Below are 18819 nucleotides of genomic sequence, written 5' to 3'. Positions count from 1 at the left end.
CACGGTCTGGGGCGCCCGGTGTTCGTCGGCTTACGATCGAACGCGTTTGCGCCCATGGGGGGCTGAGCACACGAGGAGTGCCGCCATGCTTCCCGGCCCGACACCAGGGACGCCCCTCGCCCCGTCCGGGGCCGGGGGCTTCGCGGTGGTGGACGTGGAGGCGACCGGCCGCAGCCCGTGGCGGCACCGGGTGGTCGAGGTGGCCGTCGTGCTGCTGGACGGGCGGCTGCGCCCGGAGGCCGAGTTCTGCACCCTGCTGGACCCGCTGGGCCCGGTCGGCCCGACCCATGTGCACCGGATCGCCCAGGCCGACGTCGAGGGCGCGCCCCGGTTCCGCGAGATAGCCCCGCAGCTGCTGGAGCTGCTGGCCGGGCGGGTGCTGGTGGGGCACCACGTCACCTGCGACCACGCCTTCCTCGACCGCGAGTTCGCCCGGATCGGGGTGCCGCTGCCGCCGGTCCCGCTGCTCTGCACCATGCGGCTGGCCCGCGACCACCTGCCGGAGGCCCGCGGCTTCGGGCTCGCGGCCTGCGTCGAGGCGGCCGGGCTCGGCCGGTTCCCGGCGCACACCGCCCTGGGCGACGCCCGGGCCACCGCCGACCTGCTCCGGCACTGCCTGGGGGCGGCGTCCTGCCCGCCGGACGACTGGGCGGTGCCGCTGCGCGAGGCGGCGCGGGTGCCGTGGCCGCGGCTGGGCCGGGCGCGCTCGCGCCAGTCCGGCGAGCCGGTGCTGCTGGTCCGGCGCGACCCGCTGCCCGGCCTCCCGGCGCAGTCCTCCGGGCCGACCTCCGACGAGCCCTCCGGCCGGCCCTCCGACGAGCCCTTCGGCCGGTCCTTCGACCAGCCCTTCGGCCGGTCCTTCGACCAGCCCTTCGACCAGCCTTCCGGCCGGTCCTTCGACCAGCCGTGCGGGCCGCCGGCGGGGCCCCCGCGCGGGCCCGCGTACGGCCTCCGGCCGCCCCGCGCGCGGCCCCCGGCGGAGGTCCGGGAAGGGACCGGTGCTATGGGGTCGTCGGCGTGATGCGCATCACTGTGCGGGGACAAATCGGACACCATCTTTGTGCACACGTTCACAAACACATAGCCTGGCTGCCAAAGCCCAGCTTCACCCACAGGAGCACCGTGGCAATCGGCCGATCACCACAGAGCAGTTCGCAGACGCCCGACCAGGGCGCCGCGCGCCGACCCTCGCGTGCCCGGGGCATCCCGGAGGCGACCGTCGCCCGCCTGCCCCTCTACCTGCGGGCCCTCACCGCGCTCTCCGAGCGCTCGGTGCCGACCGTCTCCTCGGAGGAGCTGGCGGCCGCCGCGGGCGTGAACTCCGCGAAGCTGCGCAAGGACTTCTCCTACCTCGGCTCCTACGGCACCCGCGGTGTCGGCTACGACGTCGAGTACCTCGTCTACCAGATCTCCCGTGAGCTGGGCCTGACCCAGGACTGGCCGGTCGTCATCGTCGGCATCGGGAACCTCGGCCACGCGCTCGCCAACTACGGCGGGTTCGCCTCCCGCGGTTTCCGGGTGGCCGCCCTGCTGGACGCCGACCCGTCCGTGGTCGGCACCAGCGCAGCGGGCCTCCCGGTGCGCCACATGGACGAACTGGAGTCCATCGTGGAGAGCCAGCACGTCTCGATCGGCGTGATCACCACCCCGCCGGGCGCCGCCCAGCAGGTCTGCGACCGGCTGGTCGAGGCCGGCGTCACCAGCATCCTGAACTTCGCCCCGACCGTGCTGACCGTCCCGGACGGCGTGGACGTGCGCAAGGTGGACCTCTCCATCGAGCTGCAGATCCTGGCCTTCCACGAGCAGCGCAAGGCCGGCGACGAGCCGGACCGCACCGAGTCCGTGCTCGACCGCGCCCCCGGCCCGGTCCGCGCGGCCGCGGCCAAGCTGCGCCGGGCCGCCGGCGGCGGCAACGGCAAGGCCCGCGCGGCCGAGCCCGCGGCCAAGGACGGCGAGGCGGGGACGACCAAGCCCGGCAAGGGCGGCGAGGGCGAGCTCTCCGCGGTGATGCCGGCATGAGCACCGAGATCCGTGGCACCTGGGGGCGGGCGTGAGTCTTCTCGTCGTTGGACTGAGCCATCGCACCGCCCCGGTCGGCGTGCTGGAGCGCGCCGCCCTGACCGGTGAGGCCCCGACCCGGCTGCTGCACGACGCCTCGGCCACCGCGACCGTCGCCGAGGCGGCGCTGCTGAACACCTGCAACCGGATCGAGCTCTACGCGGACGTGGACAAGTTCCACGCCGGCGTCGCCGAGCTGTCGCTGCTGCTGGCCCACCACAGCGGGGTGGACCTGGAGGAGCTGACCTCCCACCTCTACGTGCACTACGAGGACCGCGCCGTCCACCACCTCTTCTCGGTGGCCTGCGGCCTGGACTCGATGGTGGTCGGCGAGGGCCAGATCCTCGGCCAGCTGCGCGACGCGCTGGCCACGGCGCAGGACGAGCACACCGCCGGCCGCGGCCTGAACGAGCTCTTCCAGCAGGCGCTGCGGGTCGGCAAGCGCGCGCACAGCGAGACCGGCATCGACAAGGCCGGGCAGTCGCTGGTGACCTTCGGCCTGGAGCAGGTCGCGGCCGGCGCGGGCGAGATCGCGGGCAAGCGGGCCCTGGTGGTCGGCGCCGGCTCGATGAGCTCGCTGGCCGCCGCCACCCTGGTCCGCTCCGGCGTGACCGACCTGCTGATCGCCAACCGGACCCCGGAGCGCGCCGAGCGCCTGGTCGAGATCCTCGGCGCCGACGTCGCGCGCACCGTCGAGCTCGCCAAGGTGCCCGAGGCCATGGCCGACGTCGACCTGGTGATCTCCTGCACCGGCGCGGCCGGCGTGGTGATCAGGGCCGAGGACGTGGCGGCCGCCGTCGCGAGCCGCACGGCCGCCGCCCCGCTCGCCCTGCTCGACCTCGCCATGCCGCGCGACGTCGACCACGCGGTGCACGAGCTGCCGGGCGCACTCCTGGTCGACCTGGAGAGCCTCTCGCACGCCCACGCCGCCAGCCCCGGCGCCGGGGACGTCGACGCGGTCTCCGAGATCGTGGCCGACGAGGTCGCGGCCTTCGGCGCCGCCCAGCGGGCCGCCCGGATCGCGCCGACCGTGGTCGCCCTGCGGGCGATGGCCTCCGAGGTGGTCGCCGCCGAGCTGGGGCGCCTAGACTCCCGGCTGCCCGGCCTGGACGACCGCTCCCGCGCCGAGATCACCCAGACCGTCCGCCGGGTCGTCGACAAGCTGCTGCACGCGCCGACCGTGCGGGTGAAGCAGCTGGCCGCCGAGCCCGGCGGGGCCTCCTACGCGGACGCCCTGCGTGAGCTGTTCGACCTCGACCCGGCGGCCGTGCACGCGGTCTCCGGCACCCCGATCGGCACCCAGCCCCCGGGCGGGGGCGCCAGATGAACCGTCAGCCATCCCACGAGTACCACCGGGACGATCACCTCATGAATGGTCAACCGCTCACCGACCAGGCTCCGGCCGACACCGCTCCGCTGCGGCTCGGCACCCGGCGCAGTGCGCTCGCCATGGCCCAGTCGGGCATGGTCGCCCGCGAGGTGACCCGGCTCACCGGGCGCCCCGTCGAGCTGGTGGAGATCACCACCTACGGCGACACCTCCCGGGAGGCGCTGGCGCAGATCGGCGGCACCGGCGTGTTCGTCTCCGCCCTGCGCGACGCGCTCCTGGAGGGCCGGATCGACTTCGCCGTGCACTCGCTGAAGGACCTGCCCACCGCCGAGCCCGCGGGCCTGGTGCTGGCCGCGGTGCCCGAGCGCGAGGACGTCCGCGACGCCCTGGTGGCGTGCGAGGGCCTGACCCTGGAGGAGCTGGCCGAGAAGCTGGCCGGCGCCGGCCGCGCCGCCCGGATCGGCACCGGCTCGCCGCGCCGGATGGCCCAGCTGAACGCCTGGGCCCGCGCCCGGGGCGCCCAGATCGAGACGGTCGCGATCCGCGGCAACGTGGACACCCGGATCGGCTACGTCGCCTCCGGCGAGCTGGACGCGGTGGTGCTGGCCACCGCCGGCCTGAACCGGCTCGGCCGTGCGGCCGAGGTCACCGAGCACCTCGACCCGGAACTGATGATCCCGGCCCCCGGCCAGGGCGCGCTCGCCATCGAGTGCACCACCGCCGCCCCCGCGCTGGCCGCCGCGCTCGCCGCCCTCGACCACGCCCCCACCCGGGTCGCGGTGGCCGCCGAGCGCGCCCTGCTGGCCGCCCTGGAGGCCGGCTGCTCCGCACCGGTCGCCGGCCTGGCCACCTGGGGCCACCAGCACGAACTGCGGCTGGAGGGCGTGGTCGGCACCGCCGACGGCGCCACCCTGCTGAAGATGTCCGCCCACGGTCCGATCGTCCTCGACGAGACCGCCGAGCAGCAGGCGGCGGCCCTCGGCCACGCCCTTGCCGCCCGGCTGCTCGACGCGGGCGCGGCCGCCCTCATGGGGGAGCGAGCCCGATGAGCCCCACGACCGCCACCGACACCCCGTACCCGGCGGACAGCCCGTTCCCGGGGGCACCGGCCGCCGCCGGCCGGTGCACCTTCCTGGGCGCGGGCCCCGGGGACCCGGGCCTGCTGACCCTGCGTGCGGTCGAGGTGCTGGCCTCGGCCGACGTCCTGGTCGCCGACCCGCTGACCGCGGCCGCCGTGCGCAGCCACTGTCCGGCCGGCGTGCAGGTGCACACCCCCACCGCCGAGGGCGCCGACTTCGACCTGGCCAAGCTGGTCGCCGAGGCCGTCCGCAACGGCAAGCACGTGGTCCGCACCGTCGACGGCGACCCCGGCCTGGACGGCTGCGCCGCCGAGGAGATGCTCAGCTGCGCCGGCGACGGCATCGCCTTCGAGGTGATCCCGGGCGTCGCCCAGTCGGTCGGCGTACCGGCCTACGCGGGTGTGCCGCTGCGCGGCACCGGCGGTGCCGACGTCCGGTTCGTGGACGGCGGCGCGCTGCTCGCCGGCAGCCCGGTCGACCTGGGCGCGCCGGAGACCACCCTGGTGGTCCGCACCACGCTGGGCCAGCTGCCGGCCACCGCCAACGCGCTGGTCTCCAACGGCCGCAAGCCGGACTCCGCGCTCAGCGCGACGCTCTCCGGCACCACCACCCGGCAGCGGACCTTCACCGCCACGCTGGCCACCATCGCGGCCGACCTGAAGGCGGCCCGGGTGCTGCCCTCCCCGGTCTCCGCCCCGGTGGACCCGGCCACCTCGGTGATAGCCGTGGTCGGTGAGCAGGTCGCCCACCGCGCGTCGCACTCCTGGTTCGAGACCAAGCCGCTGTTCGGCTGGAACGTGCTGGTGCCGCGGACCAAGGAGCAGGCCACCGGCCTCTCCGAGCAGCTCCGCTCGTACGGCGCGGTGCCGCAGGAGGTGCCGACCATCGCGGTCGAGCCGCCGCGCACCCCGCAGCAGATGGAGCGGGCGATCAAGGGCCTGGTCACCGGCCGCTACGAGTGGATCGCCTTCACCTCGGTGAACGCGGTGCGGGCCGTCCGGGAGAAGTTCGAGGAGTACGGCCTGGACGCCCGGGCGTTCGCCGGGATCAAGGTCGCCGCGGTCGGCGAGACCACCGCACAGGCGCTGGTCGACTTCGGCGTGAAGCCGGACCTGGTGCCCTCCGGCGAGCAGTCCGCGGCCGGCCTGCTGGAGGACTGGCCGCCGTACGACCCGGTGTTCGACCCGATCGACCGGGTGCTGCTGCCGCGCGCCGACATCGCCACCGAGACCCTGGTGGCCGGCCTGGTCGAGCTGGGCTGGGAGGTCGACGACGTGACGGCGTACCGGACGGTGCGCGCCTCGCCGCCGCCGGCCGAGACCCGTGAGGCGATCAAGGGCGGCGGCTTCGACGCGGTGCTCTTCACCTCGTCCTCGACCGTGCGGAACCTGGTCGGCATCGCGGGCAAGCCGCACAACGTGACCGTGATCGCCTGCATCGGCCCGGCCACCGCCAAGACCGCCGAGGAGCACGGCCTGCGGGTCGACGTGATGGCCCCGGCCCCGTCGGCGGCCGCGCTGGCCCAGGCGCTGGCAGACTTCGGGGCCAAGCGCCGCGACACCGCCACCGCGGCCGGCGAGCCCGTCTACCGGCCCAGCGAGCGCCGTCCCGGCTCGCGCCGCAAGGCCCGCTGAGGCCCCGGCCGGCCGAAGAGCACCCAGACCGGGGGCGGCCCACCCGCCGCCCCCGGGGACTGCACAACCGTTCGGAGAGAGAAGCCGTGTCCGCTGAATTCCCGTACGTTCGCCCCCGCCGGCTGCGCCAGAGCCCGGCGATGCGCCGGCTGGTCGCCGAGACCCGGCTGCACCCGGCGGAGCTGATCCTGCCGCTGTTCGTCCGCGAGGGCGTCAGCGAGCCGGTGCCGGTGACGTCGATGCCCGGCGTGGTCCAGCACACCCGCGACACCCTTCGCAAGGCCGCGGTCGAGGCCGCCGAGGCCGGCCTGGGCGGGGTCATGCTGTTCGGCGTCCCGGCGGTGCAGGACGCGGTGGGCAGCGAGGGCACCAACCCGGACGGCATCCTGCAGCAGGCGATCCGCGACGTGGTCTCCGAGGTCGGCGACGCCCTGGTGGTGATGTCCGACCTCTGCCTGGACGAGTACACCGACCACGGCCACTGCGGCGTGCTGGCCGCCGACGGCAGCGTGGACAACGACGCGACGCTGGAGCGCTACGCCGAGATGGCCCGGGTGCAGGCCGACGCCGGCGTCCACCTAGTCGGCCCGTCCGGGATGATGGACGGCCAGATCGCCGTCGTCCGCCGGGCGCTGGACGAGGCGGGGCACCAGGACGTGGGCATCCTCGCCTACACCGCCAAGTACGCCTCGGCGTTCTACGGCCCGTTCCGCGAGGCGGTCGGCTCCTCGCTGAAGGGCGACCGCAAGACCTACCAGCAGGACCCGGCCAACGCCCGGGAGGCGCTGCGCGAGCTGGAGCAGGACCTCGCCGAGGGCGCGGACCTGGTCATGGTCAAGCCGGCCATGGCCTACCTGGACATCCTGCGCCAGGTGGCCGACGCCTCGCCGGTGCCGGTGGCGGCGTACCAGGTCTCCGGCGAGTACGCGATGGTCGAGGCCGCCGCGGCCAACGGCTGGATCGACCGGGAGCGGATGATCCTGGAGACGCTGACCTCGATCCGCCGCGCCGGCGCCCAGCAGATCCTCACCTACTGGGCCCTCGAAGCCGCCCGGATGCTCTAGCTGCTACTCGCCCGCTCGCCCGAAGGCAAGGCTCGGGGCACGACGGAGGCCGGGTCCCGCCGCGGGACCCGGCCTCCGTCGTTCGCCCGGCGTCAGCCGACGTGGGCGAAGCCCTCCTCGCCGCCGACCGCGTCGGTGGAGGTGGCCGCGCCCCAGCCGTGGGCGCCGGTGTGGATGTTCGAGGTGTGGGCGAGGCCCCACCACTCGCCGGCCGCGAAGACCGGGTCGGCCGACGCGACGAACTCGCCGCCGCCGACCAGGCCGACGTGCGCGAACGCCGGGGTGGCGACGCCCGCCAGCGCCAGCGCGCCGAAGGCGGTCAGTGCGACCTTGCCCAGCTTGCTCTTCATGGATCTGCCCTCTCGTTCGGAGTGCTCGGTCGGAGCACTCTCACTGGTCACGTGAACACACGCTGCCGTCGGCCGCGGCACCCCACGCGCCGATCCCGACGGCCTGTCACCCGGCCGGTCCGCGCCCGTTCGGGACGGTCCGGCCGGACAGTTGATCGCACCAAAGCCCGGAGGGCCCGGGGACACGTCCCCGGGCCCTCCGACCGCGCCATGCCCCTGGATCAGCCGATCAGGTGCGAGACACCCGCGTCGCCCGAGGACTGGGTGTTCTGGCCGACGTTGCAGATCTGCTTCGGGGTGCTGTTGAGAACCGGAACCTCGACCGGGACCGCGACACCGATGACGGCGACCGCGATGTTGTGCACCTCGGGCAGGCAGATGTTCGGGTTGTCCAGGGTGTGGAAGTTCGGGCTGCCGTTGCCGTGGGTGCCGGTCTGGTTGGTGCCGCCGTTGCCCTGGGCGGAGACGGCCGAGCCGTCCGAGTCGGCGATGGCGGAAGCCGAGCCGGCCGACATCGCGATGGCGGCGGCGGCCAGGCCGGCGGCGGCGAGGGTCTTCTTGATCATTTCTGGGTTTCCTCTCGAGGGGTGAATCGGGGAGCGATTCGAAGGGTGGTTCGGGGGGTGGCGCAGCTGGTGGGGGTCAGCCGATCAGGTGGGAGACGCCGGAGTCGCCCTTGCTCTGGGTGCCCTGACCCTGGGTGCAGTACTGCTTGCCACCGCTGTTGGCGATCGGGACCTCGACCGGGACGGCCACGCCGAGCACGCCGACGGCGATGTTGTGGATCTCCGGGAGGCAGACGTTCGCGTTGTCCAGGAAGTGGAAGTTCGGGCTGTTGTCACCGACGGTGCCGGTGAAGTTGGTGCCGCCGTTGCCCTGGAGGGACGCGGCGGAGCCGTCCGAGTCCGCGATGGCCGAGGCCGGCGCCGCGGCGGCGGCCAGCGCGGCGACGGCCAGGCCGGCGGCGGCGAAGGACTTCTGGATCATGGGGAGATCCCTCTCTGAAAAGCTCTTGGTTTCCGTGCGTACAACGCGTACAACGCTCAGACCCGGTCTGCGGTCACTGACGTTCAGATCAAAGAATGACGGCACGGAAGGTTACGCGGAATTTTGAAAACACCCCGGGAGGCGCGACGGCCGGGGGTTTCCGGTCGGATTATTAGGCCGAACCGGTTAACGCCCGCAATCCGGGCTCCGGGTGGATCGTTGAGGCAGATTGCTTTCCGGCTGCGCCCGCGCAGCCGACCCCCCAGGTCTCCAGTACGGACAGGCAGAACGGTGAAAAGCATGAAGTTCTCCAAGCGGGCCGGCGCGATGCTGCTGGCGGTCGGTGCGGGCGTGCTCGCGTCCCCCGGGGCGGCCTCCGCCGCCGCGGTCAACCCCGACCATGTCGGGGCTCTGGAGGACCGGCTGGGCACCCAGCAGGTCCCGCTCGACGTGCCGCTGGCTCCGCTGGACAGCCGGATCTCCGGGGGTATCCCGACCTCCCTGGTGATGCCGCCGGTGCCCGGCCGTACCACCACCACCGGCGACGCGCTGCTGCCGGACCGGCTGGTGCCCGCGCTCGGCACCGGCAAGGTGGGCCCGAGCGCCAAGGCGGAGCTGCCGCTGCCGCTGGTGGACCGGGGCGCCGACCTCGGCGAGCTGCTGCTGGACGCGCCGGCCGCACCGCTGCACGCCGACACCCCCGGCGTCGGCCTCGGCAAGCCGCTCGCGCTGGCCCAGGACGGCACCGGCCAGCTGGCCGCCGGGGCGCTCAAGGTGGACGAGGTCGACCCGAGGCTGATCACCGGCGCGGTGCAGGCGGTGCCGGGCGCCAAGGCGACCCTGGGCAACGAGGACGAGCGGATCTCCGTCACGGACTCGGTGGGGAACCTCGCCGAGACCACCACGGCGACCACCACCGGCGTGGTGCAGCAGACCGGCCTGGCCGGGCTCGCCCAGCTCTGAGCCGACCGCCGCGGGCGCGGCCCCCGGCGCCGAGCCGCCCCCGGCGCCGACGGCCCGGGCACGCCCCGGCAGCACGGGAGCCCGGCACCCCCTCCACCGGAACGGGTGCCGGGCTCCCGCACGTGCGCCCGTGGGCTCAGCCCGGCAGGGCGCCGAGCAGCTGCCCGACGACCGGGAGGTCCCGCGGCCCGCCGCCGGCGCTCAGCGGCCCGGTCAGCGTCCCGGTGGAGACCGGCGCCAGGCCGGAGTTGTCCGGCTGGACGGTGGCGCCGTTGTTGAGCACGTCGGCCGAGGAGTTGGCCCACGGGTCAAGGCGCAGGTCCTTGACCGGTGCGATGCCGTAGCCGAGGCCGGCGGTCGTGCCGCCCAGCGCCTTGGCGACGTCGGTCTTGGCCAGGCTGGCGCCGCCCTCGGCCGGCGCCGCGTGCGCCGTTCCCGCGCCGGCGCCGAGCAGCATCGCGGCGCCCAGGGCGGCGGCGAGGCCGGCCCCGCTCTTCTTCGAAACCATGCGGAATCACCCTTCGGGGTTCGGGTCGCCGGGCGTCCGGACTGCGCCCGGGGATGCCGAACTGCCCCCCGGCCGGCTGGTCGGGGGGCAGTTCGGCCGAAACGCGTGCCGACCGGGGATCAGCAGTCGTCCGCGTCGTGGTGCGGGTGCGCCTCCACGTTGGCGCAGCTGTTGCCGAACGCCGGGTTGAGGGCGCCGATCACGTCGACGGAGTTGCCGCACAGGTTGACGGGGATGTGCACCGGCACCTGGAGCTGGTTGCCGGAGAGCACACCGGGGGAGCCGGCGGCGACGCCTTCGGCGCCGGAGCTGGCGGCGGCGGAACCCGCGGCGCCCAGCACCAGGCCGGCAGCGGCGGCGGAGAGGACGGCGGCCTTCTTCACGTTCTGCATTGGGGTTGATCTCCTCGATCACACACGGGTTGAGCGGGCCGCACCCCGCCGGTGGCGGGGTGCGGCACGGACTCGGTGAGTCGGCTGTCGCCGGTTCGGCGACCGCCGGGTCAGCCGATGTTGGTGCAGTGGTTGCCGAACGCCGGGTTCAGGATGCTGACGATCCCGATGGAGTTGCCGCAGACGTTGACCGGGATGTGCACCGGGATCTGGATCTGGTTGCCGGAGAGCACACCGGGGGAGCCGGCGGCGACGCCCTCGGCGCCGGAGCTGGCGAACGCGCCGCCGGCCGCACCGACGACCAGGCCGGCGGTGGCGAGGGACAGGGCGGCGGCCTTCTTGAGGTTACGCATGTTGGGTTCTTCCTCCGTTTTCTGCCCGACCGAAATTGGAAATAGTCGGGAGCCGGGCGAAAGGAAATCATCGCCCGCTGGCTTCTGGGAATGCCGTGATTGTCACTCTGGCGGACCAAGTGGCGCGTGTCGCCCGTGGCTTGGACGACGGACGCGGCCGCGGCACCGGGCGTCGCGAATTGTTCCCGCACGGCCGGGGGCAATTCGTGCAGACGCACGACCGGGAGCAATTCCGGACGGGCTCGGACCGGCGGCGGATCTCCCGGGTTCGAGGGCGGACCGGTAGTGGGCCGGATCGCCGGTCGAGCTGGGTCAGGCGCTGGTGCAGTGGTTGCCGAACGCCGGGTTCAGGGCGCCGATCACGTCGATCGAGTTGCCGCACAGGTTCACCGGGACGTGCAGCGGCACCTGGACCTCGTTGCCCGAGACCACGCCGGGCGAGCCGGCCGCGACACCCTCGGCCGAGGCGCCGTGGGCGTGGTGGGCGGAGGCGGCACCGGCACCGGCGACCAGCAGGGCGGCGGTGGCCGCGGTGCCGAGGGCGCCGTGGGCGAGCTTGCGCATGTGCGGTACTCGATTCGTCTAGGGAGCCCGGGTCGAGCTCGGTGGAGCGGGTGGAGCCTGGTGGAGCGGGGTGGAGCGGGGTGGAGCGTGTTCCGACAGGGAGAACGAGGACGGGCCCGGGGGGAAACGGTCGGGTCCTGTGATCACCCGAATGCCTGGCGGTCGCCCCGTTGGGCCAGTTGGGTGACAAACGGCGGGTCGTCGCAACCGGGTCGGGCGGGTGTCGTTCTAGATGTCGCACTCCCCGTGCATATCTGTCGATGAGTCAGGAGGCTCCTATGAGCATCAAGAAGACGGCCGCCGTCGGTGCCGCCGTGGTAGGCATCGTGGCGGCCGGTGCCGGCACCGCGATGGCCAGCTCGGGCGCCGAGGGTGTCGCCGCGGGTTCCCCCGGTGTCATCTCCGGCAACCAGATCCAGGTTCCGGTGCACGTCCCGGTCAACCTGTGCGGCAACACCATCAACGTGATCGGTCTGCTGAACCCCGCGTTCGGCAACCACTGCCTCAACGCGGGCTGATCTGCGCCCGGTTCGGCTGGCGCGAGCCGCCGCCCCGCGCTTCCCTCCTGGGGTGCGGGGTGGCGGCTCTCCGCTTTGTGCGCGGCGTGTCGTCCCGCTCGCCGCAAGGCGTCGTGGCTCCGGGCGGGTCCGCAGCGGCCGCGACTCCCGGATCGGCATCCCGGGCCTGTGCACCACCGCGAGCGGCCGCCTCGACGCCGGGGGCAGCCCGCCGGTCGAGCCGGCCGTCGACACCGGCGCCCCCGGCCGGCTCTGGCAGCCGACCGGGCTCGGCATCGTCCACCTGCGCGGCCGACCTCCGGCCGCCGCCACCTGCGGAACCCGGACTCCCGGCCCCGCGGACTGTCGGCGGCGGATTCTAAGGCATCGTCAGATCGCCTGTGGTGCAGATGCCTTGGCGGGAATCCCGGGTGGCGTCCCGGGTGCATAATCCATCGGGTGATCGCCACTCTGGAGGACGCCGGGCGGGTGCTTCGCCCGGGCGCACACCTCGGGATCGTCTCCCGTCCGCTGTACCTGCTGCCACTGCTCCGCACCGGTGCCCTGGCCGCGCTGCTCTCCAGCGAGGCGGCGGACGCCGGCTGGGGCGCGCGGTTCGGGGTGGAGCTGCACGCACAGGAGGAGTGGTCCGGCACCCGCGACGGCGGGCCGGGCGGGCCGGGGCTGGACGGCGTGGCCGGCCGGCTGCCCGGCCTGGTCGGCTCGCGCTGGCGCGGCCGCGAGCTGCGGCTGGCCGGCTACGGCAGCCAGCGCGAGCTGTGGACCGCCGCCGTGGCGGCCACCGGTGCCCGGCTGCTGGTGCCGCCGCCCACCGCCGACTCCGACGTCCTGGTGGACAAGGTCGCCATGCGCGCCTGGTTCGAGCACCTCGGCGTGAAGGCCCCGGCCAGCACCGTGGTGTCCGGCCGGCCCGACCACCGGGTGCTCCGCGACCGCTTCGGCCCGCTCTACGTCGCCCAGTCGCCGCGCGGCTCCGCGGGCAACGGCACCCACCTCGTCCGGGCCGCCGACGACGCCGCCGTGCTGCCCGAACGCGAGCGCTGGCTGGTCAGCGAGTACGTCGGCGACACCGCGCTCAACGTGCACGGCTTCGTCGGGCTGGACGGCCTGCCGCAGGTGCTGCGGCCCTCGCTGCAGCTGATCGGGGTCGCCGAGGCGGGCGCCGGCTTCGGCCAGTACTCCGGCTGCGACTTCGAGGCCCCGGAACGGCTCTCCCCGCGCGCCCTGAGCCGGTGTCTGGAGGCCACCGAGCGGATCGGCTGGGGCCTGGCCGGCCTCGGCTACCGGGGCGTCTTCGGCGCCGACTTCGTCCTCGACGGCGACCGCGCGCTGGCCCTGGAGATCAACTGCCGGATGCAGGGCTCCACCTGGCTGCTCGGCGAGATCGAGCTGGAGCGGCCGGACGGGCGGCTCCCGACCCAGCTGCGGCACGTGCTGGAGCGGCACGGCGTGCCCACCCTGGGCAAGCCCGACCCGGACCCGGCGTCCGGCGTGCAGCTGACCGTCCGCCACACCGGCGGCCGGGCCCGCGCCGTCGGGGTGCCGCGGGCGGGGGCGTACGCGCTGCACGAGGGCGCGCTGGTCCGCCGCGGCGACGCCGCCGGGCTGCTGGAGTGCGGCCCCGAGGAGACCGTGCTGGTCAACCTGCCCCCGGCGGGCACCGTGCTGCACCCGGGCGCGGTGCTGGCCAGGTTGGTCGCCCGCCGCTCGCTCACCGCCCCGGACGGCCGCGCCCTCACGACGCGGGGCCGCGCCCTGGTCGAGGCGCTGCACCGGCTCTACTCCTTCGGGGAGCCCGGCACGGAAGGTTGACGCGTACCGCCGGACCCCGGTGCCGTAGGCTCGCCCGGCGGCCGCCCGTTCGTGGTCGCGCCGATCACGAGCGGGGGCGGGGAGTCCAGAGCGATGACCACGGCATCGAGCACATCGAGTACGGAGCCGTCGAGCGCGGAGCCGGACGACCGCGCCGAGCGGTCCGGGGGAGCCGAGCGGCAGGGCCGGTTCTCCGCCGCCGTGGACCGCTTCGCGCCCGCGCTCGGCGCGTACGCGGTCGTGAAGGCGACCGGCCTGACGGTCTTCATGCTGCTGCTCTCGCACACCGGGGACTTCCTGAAGAAGGACGTCGGCCGCGGCGGCGGCGCCCAGCCGTGGGACGTGCTCGGCACCTGGGACGGCATCTGGTACCAGCGGATCGCCGAGAACGGCTACGACCCGCAGCTGATCCCGCTGCACGGCTACCCGCTGGCCAGCTACTACGAGAACTCGGCCGCGTTCTTCCCGCTCTACCCGTGGCTGATGCGCCTGGTCGGCGCCGTCACCGGACTCGGCCCCTACGGCTCCGGGATCCTGGTCTCGGTGCTGGCCTCCTTCGTCGCCGCGGCCGGCATCTTCGCCGTCGCCGAGCGGCTCGGCGGCTTCCGGGCCGGGGTGATCGCCGCGGTGATCTGGGGCCTCTTCCCGGGTTCGGGGGTGGAGTGGGCGGTCTACTCGGACTCGCTCTTCGTGGCGATCTCCGCCTGGGCCTGCTACTGCGTGATGACGCACCGCTGGCTGGCGGCCGGGGCGCTCGCCCTCGCGGCCGGCCTCAACCGCCCGACCGCCGCGGCCGTGATAGCGGCCGTCTCGATCTCGGCGCTGGTGGCGCTGGTCCGGCGGACGGACGGCATCGCCCGCCCGCTGACCGCGATGCTGATCACCCCGTGGGGCCTGCTCTGGTACGTCGCCTGGGTCGGCTACCGGATGGGCGACTGGGGCGGCTACTTCAAGCTGCAGCGCGGCGCCTGGAACCGCTACTTCGACTGGGGCGCCTCCACCTCCCGCACCTTCCTGGACGTGATCACCGGGCACTGGGACTTCTGGCAGTCCAACCCGGTGCCGGACCTCATCGCGGTGGCGCTGCTGATCCTCCTGCCCGGCCTGCTGGTCCTGCTGCTGCGCACCCGGCCGCCGCTGGTGCTGGTGGTCTACACGCTGCTGACCGTCTTCACCGCGCTGAGCAGCAACCAGATCTTCGGCAACATCTCGCGTTACCTGCTGCCGGCCTTCCCGCTCTTCGTCGGTCTCGCGATCGCGCTGCGCCGGCTGCGGCCGCCCACCCTGGCGGGCCTGTTCGCGGTGCCGGCGGTGGCGGCCGGCTGGTACGCCGGGTACGCGCTGTTCGAGCTGGGCATCCCGTAACCGCTCCCCGTAACTGCACGCTGCGGCCGCACCCCGTGACCGACCCGGCGGAGATGGTTGGTCACGGGATCATCTGCCGATAGACGGTGTTGCTACGCTCGTGCGTATGACGACCAGTCGCCCCGCGCGCCAGTTCCGCGACGTCTCCGGTCTGCTCGACCACGCCAGCCACGTGCTGGCGACCCGGATGGCGGCCGCCTTCACCGGGCTCGGGATCACCCCGCGCGCGTACTCCGTGCTGTTCCACGCGATGGAGGCCGAGCGCACCCAGATCCAGCTGGCCGAGCTGGCCGACCTGGACAAGACCACCATGGTCGTCACCGTCGACGAGCTGGAGCGGGCCGGTCTGGCCGAGCGCCGGCCGTCGGCCACCGACCGCCGGGCCCGGATCGTCTCGGTGACCGAGGCGGGGGAGCGGGCCGTCGAGCGCGGCACCGAGATCGCCGACCGGGTCCACCGGGAGGTGCTGGAGTCGCTGCCGGACGCGGAGCGGGCGGTCTTCGTCTCGGCGCTGTCGCGACTGGTGGAGGGGCCGCTGGCGGAGCCGGTGGAGAGCGAGCGGACGATCCGGCGGGCCCGCCGCTCCCGGAGCTGAGCACCCGCGGTCCGGGCGCCCTCCTCCGGACCCGGCCGGGCGGCGCAGGGCCCGCCGGGCCGGTCCCGCTCCCGGTGCCACGACCGGGGCGGGCACGGGGCGGACCGGTCAGGGCCAGACGAGGCAGTACAGCTGGTGGCCCGCGTCGTGCAGGCGGTTGGCGAAGTCCTGCCACTCGTGCAGCATGCTGTAGATCACGAAGGCGTCCCGGGGGCCGCGCCGGTCGGGGACGGTCGACCAGATGAACGCCGCCGCGCCGAGCTCGGTCTCGTCGGCCTTGCGCAGCGGTTCGACGACGTTGTGCGGGAGTTGCACGACGGCGTAGTCGGGGTGCAGCACGACCAGCTCCAGCGGCGGGACCTGGTGCAGCGGCACGCCCTGGATGCCGGTGAGGACCATGGCGCTCATGGTCTCCGGCTTGATCTTGGTGGAGAGGTGGCCGTTGGGGGAGCCGCTGGTCTCCATCAGGTCGCCGAGCCGCCCGAGCGAGCCGAGCTCGCCCGCGTCCAGGCCGAGCCCGCCGGGGCCGAGGGCGGTGGGGACTCTGGCCGCGGTGGCGCGGTCGGGTGCGCCGAAGTACTTGTAGGTCACCCCCACGCGTCCCTCACCCCGCCTCTCACCGCCACGACCGCCACGACCCGTACCCGCTCCCGTACCCCCGCGTGCGGCCTCGGCGGGCCTGCGGGAGCCACCCGCCGCCTCGTCGTAGCCGTCCTGCGCCTCGGACACTCGGACCATCCTCACCGGAATTCGCCGGAATCGACAGACCCCCGCACGCCCGGCGTCCCTCCGGACGTGCTCCTTACCCGTCATGCGCCGCCGTACCCAGTCCGGGCACGCGGCAGTCCTCTCAACACCTCTGCACCCGCGGGAGGCCTGAAACCCCCCGCGGCGAAAGCCTGAGTACATAGTCTGACTGGTCCGTGCAACCGGAGCAGTCAGGGGCTCCGTTGTACGGATAACCGTACAGAATTCCTCGCCCGGATCATCGTTCCAGATGATGAGGTCCGACATGCAGAGGTGAAGGACACGATTTGAGACCATGTCTCCCGTGAGCTACCCCTACGAAGCACCCCAGTCCCAGTCGCTCTTCGAGCGGGCCTCGGTCGTCACGCCCGGCGGCGTCAACTCCCCGGTGCGCGCCTTCCGCGCGGTCGGCGGCACGCCGCGCTTCATGGTGTCCGGCACCGGCCCCTACCTCACCGACGCCGACGGCCGCGAGTACGTCGACCTGGTGTGCTCGTGGGGCCCGATGATCCTCGGCCACGCGCACCCGGCCGTGATCGACGCCGTCCAGCAGGCCGTCTCGCGCGGCACCTCCTTCGGTACGCCCGGCCAGGGCGAGGTCGAGCTGGCGGAGGAGATCGTCGCCCGGGTCGCCCCGGTCGAGCAGGTCCGCCTGGTCTCCTCCGGCACCGAGGCGACCATGTCCGCGATCCGGCTGGCCCGCGGGTTCACCGGCCGGGCGAAGGTCGTGAAGTTCGCCGGCTGCTACCACGGTCACGTGGACGCGCTGCTGGCCGCCGCCGGTTCCGGCGTGGCGACCTTCGGTCTGCCGGACACCCCGGGCGTCACCGGCGCCCAGGCCGGCGACACCATCGTGCTGCCCTACAACGACCTGGCCGCCGTCGAGCAGGCCTTCCGGGCCCACCCGGGCGAGATCGCCTGCGTGATCACCGAGGCCTCGCCCGGCAACATGGGCGTCGTCCCGCCGCTGCCCGGCTTCAACGGCGGCCTGGCCCGGCTCTGCCGGGAGAACGGCGCGCTGTTCATCTCGGACGAGGTGATGACCGGCTTCCGCGTCTCCAAGGCCGGCTGGTACGGCCTGGAGGCGGCGCACGAGGGCTGGGCGCCGGACCTCCTGACCTTCGGCAAGGTCATGGGCGGCGGCTTCCCGGCGGCGGCCTTCGGTGGCCGCGCCGACGTGATGGGCCACCTGGCCCCGGCCGGCCCGGTCTACCAGGCTGGCACCCTCTCCGGGAACCCGATCGCCACCGCGGCCGGCCTGGCCCAGCTGCGCGGCTGCACCGACGAGGCCTACGCCACGGTGGACAAGGTGGCCGCCGAGGTCGGCACCCTGGTGTCGGACGCGCTGGCCAAGGAAGGCGTGGTGCACCGGCTGCAGACCGCCGGGAACATGTTCTCGGTGTTCTTCACCGAGGCCGCGGTCACCAACTACGACGAGGCCAGGACCCAGGAGGCGTTCCGGTTCAACGCCTTCTTCCACTCGATGCTCAGCCAGGGCGTCTACCTGCCGCCGTCCGCCTACGAGTCGTGGTTCGTCTCGGCGGCCCACGACAACCGGGCGGTCGAGCGGATCGCCGCCGCCCTGCCGGCCGCCGCCCGCGCGGCCGCCGAGGCCACGGCCTAGCCACGGCCTGCGGGCCTGCCGGACAGGCCCGGACCCTACGAAGTCCCAGGAGAACTGAGAAGTGAGCGCCAAGGACATCACCGTCGTGCACCTGATGCGGCACGGCGAGGTGCACAACCCCGAGGGCATCCTGTACGGCCGCCTGCCCGGCTACCGGCTCTCCGAGCTGGGCCGGCGGATGGCCGACCGGGTGGCCGAGGACCTCGCCGACCGGGACATCACCCACGTGGTGGCGTCCCCGCTGGAGCGGGCGCAGGAGACCGCCGAGCCGATCGCCAAGTCGCACGGCCTGGACCTGGCGGTCGACGAGCGGCTGATCGAGGCGGACAACATCTTCCAGGGCAAGACCTTCGGGGTCGGCGACGGCTCCCTGAGGAACCCGGGCTACTGGAAGTACCTCACCAACCCGTTCAAGCCCTCCTGGGGCGAGCCGTACGTCGAGCAGGCGGTGCGGATGATGGGCGCGCTGGCCGCCGCCCGGGACGCCGCGCGCGGGCACGAGGCGGTCTGCGTCAGCCACCAGCTGCCGATCTGGACCGTCCGCTCCTTCGTGGAGCGCCGCCGGCTCTGGCACGACCCGCGCAACCGGCAGTGCTCGCTGGCCTCCCTGACCAGCTTCACCTTCGAGGGCGACCGGATCGTCTCGGTCGGCTACCGCGAGCCGGCCCGCGACCTGCTGCCCGCGCACCTGGTCGGCAAGGGCGGCAAGAGCAAGCCGGTGGGCAAGAGCTTCGGCGCCTGAGCGGCGACCGGAGCCGCCTGCGCACCGGAGCCGCGTGCGCACCGGAGCCGCGTGCGCACCGGAGCCGCGTGCGAACGGCACGCCCGTGTGTGCGTAAGCCGTGCGTAAGTATGGGCCGGATCACTCGGACCGCC

Annotated in this window: 21 protein-coding genes; 13 read left to right on the top strand and 8 right to left on the bottom strand. The window is 74.0% G+C overall.

Annotation, left to right across the window (positions count from 1 at the left end; all coding sequences use genetic code 11):
- Positions 1-85: 85 nt before the first annotated feature.
- From RMN57_RS17695 to hemB, 6 genes are all read left to right on the top strand, one after another.
- Positions 86-1021 carry a 3'-5' exonuclease gene (locus RMN57_RS17695; RefSeq protein WP_313764325.1) on the top strand — a complete coding sequence of 312 codons (936 nt, stop codon included), beginning with the start codon at positions 86-88 and terminating at the stop codon, positions 1019-1021.
- A 101-nt stretch (positions 1022-1122) separates the two neighbouring features.
- Positions 1123-2019: a redox-sensing transcriptional repressor Rex gene (locus tag RMN57_RS17690; RefSeq protein WP_313764324.1), complete on the top strand. Its 897-nt coding sequence runs from the start codon at positions 1123-1125 to the stop codon at positions 2017-2019.
- A 31-nt stretch (positions 2020-2050) separates the two neighbouring features.
- Complete coding sequence (locus RMN57_RS17685; protein WP_313764323.1) at positions 2051-3385, top strand: glutamyl-tRNA reductase; 1335 nt, start codon at positions 2051-2053, stop codon at positions 3383-3385.
- Positions 3386-3426: 41 nt separating this feature from the next.
- Positions 3427-4437, top strand: coding sequence for a hydroxymethylbilane synthase (gene hemC / locus RMN57_RS17680; RefSeq protein WP_313764322.1), 1011 nt, complete (start codon positions 3427-3429; stop codon positions 4435-4437).
- Positions 4434-6101: a uroporphyrinogen-III synthase gene (locus tag RMN57_RS17675; protein WP_313764321.1), complete on the top strand. Its 1668-nt coding sequence runs from the start codon at positions 4434-4436 to the stop codon at positions 6099-6101. Before hemC ends, RMN57_RS17675 begins: the two co-directional genes overlap by 4 nt.
- Positions 6102-6187: 86 nt before the next feature.
- The gene (gene hemB / locus RMN57_RS17670) at positions 6188-7165 is read left to right on the top strand and encodes a porphobilinogen synthase (protein ID WP_313764320.1); all 978 of its coding nucleotides are present in this window, start codon (positions 6188-6190) and stop codon (positions 7163-7165) included.
- Between the two features lie 92 nt (positions 7166-7257).
- Here hemB and RMN57_RS17665 read toward each other — a convergent pair whose 3' ends face one another.
- The 3 genes from RMN57_RS17665 to RMN57_RS17655 form a co-directional block, all read right to left on the bottom strand.
- On the bottom strand, positions 7258-7515 hold the full coding sequence (locus RMN57_RS17665; protein ID WP_238863692.1) for a hypothetical protein: 258 nt from the start codon (positions 7513-7515) through the stop codon (positions 7258-7260).
- Between the two features lie 221 nt (positions 7516-7736).
- Positions 7737-8081 carry a rodlet layer protein gene (locus RMN57_RS17660; protein WP_209417134.1) on the bottom strand — a complete coding sequence of 115 codons (345 nt, stop codon included), beginning with the start codon at positions 8079-8081 and terminating at the stop codon, positions 7737-7739.
- Between the two features lie 76 nt (positions 8082-8157).
- Entirely contained in the window at positions 8158-8502 is a 345-nt protein-coding gene (locus RMN57_RS17655) for a rodlet layer protein (protein WP_313764319.1), read from the bottom strand.
- A gap of 300 nt (positions 8503-8802) precedes the next feature.
- Here RMN57_RS17655 and RMN57_RS17650 point away from each other — a divergent pair, with 300 nt between their 5' ends.
- Complete coding sequence (locus RMN57_RS17650) at positions 8803-9465, top strand: hypothetical protein (RefSeq protein ID WP_313764318.1); 663 nt, start codon at positions 8803-8805, stop codon at positions 9463-9465.
- A 136-nt stretch (positions 9466-9601) separates the two neighbouring features.
- On the opposite strand, the gene RMN57_RS17645 is transcribed toward RMN57_RS17650, so the two are convergent.
- The 4 genes from RMN57_RS17645 to RMN57_RS17630 form a co-directional block, all read right to left on the bottom strand.
- A complete protein-coding gene (locus RMN57_RS17645; RefSeq protein WP_313764317.1) occupies positions 9602-9973 on the bottom strand; it encodes a hypothetical protein in 372 nt (123 codons plus the stop codon).
- 119 nt (positions 9974-10092) lie between these two features.
- Positions 10093-10365 carry a chaplin gene (locus RMN57_RS17640; RefSeq protein WP_313764316.1) on the bottom strand — a complete coding sequence of 91 codons (273 nt, stop codon included), beginning with the start codon at positions 10363-10365 and terminating at the stop codon, positions 10093-10095.
- 110 nt (positions 10366-10475) lie between these two features.
- The gene (locus RMN57_RS17635) at positions 10476-10718 is read right to left on the bottom strand and encodes a chaplin (RefSeq protein ID WP_313764315.1); all 243 of its coding nucleotides are present in this window, start codon (positions 10716-10718) and stop codon (positions 10476-10478) included.
- Positions 10719-11030: 312 nt separating this feature from the next.
- Positions 11031-11282 (bottom strand): chaplin, encoded by a 252-nt coding sequence (locus RMN57_RS17630; RefSeq protein WP_313764314.1) that lies wholly within the window; start codon positions 11280-11282, stop codon positions 11031-11033.
- A 278-nt stretch (positions 11283-11560) separates the two neighbouring features.
- Between RMN57_RS17630 and RMN57_RS17625 the strand changes: the two genes are divergently transcribed.
- The 4 genes from RMN57_RS17625 (at position 11561) to RMN57_RS17610 (ending at position 15572) form a co-directional block, all read left to right on the top strand.
- Positions 11561-11800, top strand: coding sequence for a chaplin (locus tag RMN57_RS17625; RefSeq protein ID WP_313764313.1), 240 nt, complete (start codon positions 11561-11563; stop codon positions 11798-11800).
- A 438-nt stretch (positions 11801-12238) separates the two neighbouring features.
- Entirely contained in the window at positions 12239-13612 is a 1374-nt protein-coding gene (locus RMN57_RS17620) for an ATP-grasp domain-containing protein (protein WP_313764312.1), read from the top strand.
- Between the two features lie 93 nt (positions 13613-13705).
- Positions 13706-14977 (top strand): hypothetical protein, encoded by a 1272-nt coding sequence (locus RMN57_RS17615; protein WP_313764311.1) that lies wholly within the window; start codon positions 13706-13708, stop codon positions 14975-14977.
- Positions 14978-15083: 106 nt separating this feature from the next.
- Entirely contained in the window at positions 15084-15572 is a 489-nt protein-coding gene (locus RMN57_RS17610; RefSeq protein ID WP_313764310.1) for a MarR family transcriptional regulator, read from the top strand.
- A gap of 108 nt (positions 15573-15680) precedes the next feature.
- Here RMN57_RS17610 and RMN57_RS17605 read toward each other — a convergent pair whose 3' ends face one another.
- Positions 15681-16310 (bottom strand): hypothetical protein, encoded by a 630-nt coding sequence (locus RMN57_RS17605; protein ID WP_238863704.1) that lies wholly within the window; start codon positions 16308-16310, stop codon positions 15681-15683.
- Positions 16311-16614: 304 nt separating this feature from the next.
- Between RMN57_RS17605 and hemL the strand changes: the two genes are divergently transcribed.
- Positions 16615-17943 carry a glutamate-1-semialdehyde 2,1-aminomutase gene (hemL, locus tag RMN57_RS17600; RefSeq protein ID WP_313764309.1) on the top strand — a complete coding sequence of 443 codons (1329 nt, stop codon included), beginning with the start codon at positions 16615-16617 and terminating at the stop codon, positions 17941-17943.
- A 94-nt stretch (positions 17944-18037) separates the two neighbouring features.
- Entirely contained in the window at positions 18038-18685 is a 648-nt protein-coding gene (locus RMN57_RS17595) for a histidine phosphatase family protein (protein ID WP_313767868.1), read from the top strand.
- Positions 18686-18819 lie beyond the last annotated feature (134 nt).

This window comes from Kitasatospora sp. CM 4170 (assembly GCF_032110285.1).
Classification (GTDB): Bacteria; Actinomycetota; Actinomycetes; order Streptomycetales; family Streptomycetaceae; genus Kitasatospora; species Kitasatospora aburaviensis.
This window is presented reverse-complemented; position numbering and strand designations above follow the sequence as displayed.

Excerpts from the sequence above, each read along its gene's own strand:
- RMN57_RS17695 (WP_313764325.1), top strand. The coding sequence starts at position 86 with ATGCTTCCCGGCCCGACACCAGGGACGCCCCTCGCCCCGTCCGGGGCC.
- hemC (WP_313764322.1), top strand. The coding sequence starts at position 3,427 with ATGAATGGTCAACCGCTCACCGACCAGGCTCCGGCCGACACCGCTCCG.
- RMN57_RS17675 (WP_313764321.1), top strand. The coding sequence starts at position 4,434 with ATGAGCCCCACGACCGCCACCGACACCCCGTACCCGGCGGACAGCCCG.
- RMN57_RS17665 (WP_238863692.1), bottom strand. The coding sequence starts at position 7,515 with ATGAAGAGCAAGCTGGGCAAGGTCGCACTGACCGCCTTCGGCGCGCTG.
- RMN57_RS17660 (WP_209417134.1), bottom strand. The coding sequence starts at position 8,081 with ATGATCAAGAAGACCCTCGCCGCCGCCGGCCTGGCCGCCGCCGCCATC.
- RMN57_RS17655 (WP_313764319.1), bottom strand. The coding sequence starts at position 8,502 with ATGATCCAGAAGTCCTTCGCCGCCGCCGGCCTGGCCGTCGCCGCGCTG.
- RMN57_RS17650 (WP_313764318.1), top strand. The coding sequence starts at position 8,803 with ATGAAGTTCTCCAAGCGGGCCGGCGCGATGCTGCTGGCGGTCGGTGCG.
- RMN57_RS17645 (WP_313764317.1), bottom strand. The coding sequence starts at position 9,973 with ATGGTTTCGAAGAAGAGCGGGGCCGGCCTCGCCGCCGCCCTGGGCGCC.
- RMN57_RS17640 (WP_313764316.1), bottom strand. The coding sequence starts at position 10,365 with ATGCAGAACGTGAAGAAGGCCGCCGTCCTCTCCGCCGCCGCTGCCGGC.
- RMN57_RS17635 (WP_313764315.1), bottom strand. The coding sequence starts at position 10,718 with ATGCGTAACCTCAAGAAGGCCGCCGCCCTGTCCCTCGCCACCGCCGGC.
- RMN57_RS17630 (WP_313764314.1), bottom strand. The coding sequence starts at position 11,282 with ATGCGCAAGCTCGCCCACGGCGCCCTCGGCACCGCGGCCACCGCCGCC.
- RMN57_RS17625 (WP_313764313.1), top strand. The coding sequence starts at position 11,561 with ATGAGCATCAAGAAGACGGCCGCCGTCGGTGCCGCCGTGGTAGGCATC.
- RMN57_RS17615 (WP_313764311.1), top strand. The coding sequence starts at position 13,706 with ATGACCACGGCATCGAGCACATCGAGTACGGAGCCGTCGAGCGCGGAG.
- RMN57_RS17610 (WP_313764310.1), top strand. The coding sequence starts at position 15,084 with ATGACGACCAGTCGCCCCGCGCGCCAGTTCCGCGACGTCTCCGGTCTG.
- RMN57_RS17605 (WP_238863704.1), bottom strand. The coding sequence starts at position 16,310 with ATGGTCCGAGTGTCCGAGGCGCAGGACGGCTACGACGAGGCGGCGGGT.
- hemL (WP_313764309.1), top strand. The coding sequence starts at position 16,615 with ATGTCTCCCGTGAGCTACCCCTACGAAGCACCCCAGTCCCAGTCGCTC.
- RMN57_RS17595 (WP_313767868.1), top strand. The coding sequence starts at position 18,038 with ATGCGGCACGGCGAGGTGCACAACCCCGAGGGCATCCTGTACGGCCGC.